Source organism: Protofrankia coriariae (assembly GCF_001017755.1).
Classification (GTDB): Bacteria; Actinomycetota; Actinomycetes; order Frankiales; family Frankiaceae; genus Protofrankia; species Protofrankia coriariae.
In genome coordinates, this window is record NZ_JWIO01000062.1 from 18987 (window position 1) to 19381 (window position 395).

General features: G+C 76.7%; 1 pseudogene (only partly in view). It reads right to left on the reverse strand.

Annotated features, from left to right (window positions below):
• Window positions 1-395 (reverse strand): annotated as a pseudogene (locus FrCorBMG51_RS32170) (alcohol dehydrogenase catalytic domain-containing protein) (its annotated part continues 307 nt past the right edge of the window); the annotation flags it as partial.

Here is a 395-nt window from a genome sequence, read left to right on the forward strand (position 1 = left end):
CCCCGCCGACGGCGGACGCCGGTGGCAGGACCTCGTCCGCGCCGAAGAGCCGGGCCAGCTCCACCTGCCGGCGGTGCTTGGCGACCACGGTCACCGTGCCGGCCCGGGTGTAGGCGCGCAGCGCCAGCAGCGTGAACAGCCCCACCGCGCCCGCACCGATGACCAGCACCCGGTCGCCGTCGGCGGGAGCGGCCCGCAACGCGGTGTGCACGGCGCAGGCCAGCGGCTCGACCAGCACCGCCCGCTCGTCCGGCAGGTCCGCCGGCACCGGGTACAGCTGCGAGCGGTGCGCGACCAGCGCCCCGCTCCATCCGCCGCCGGTGTCCGAGCAGAAGCCGGTCTGCAGACCGGGGGAGACATGCCCGGAGGTCACCCGGTCGCAACGGCTGGTGTGC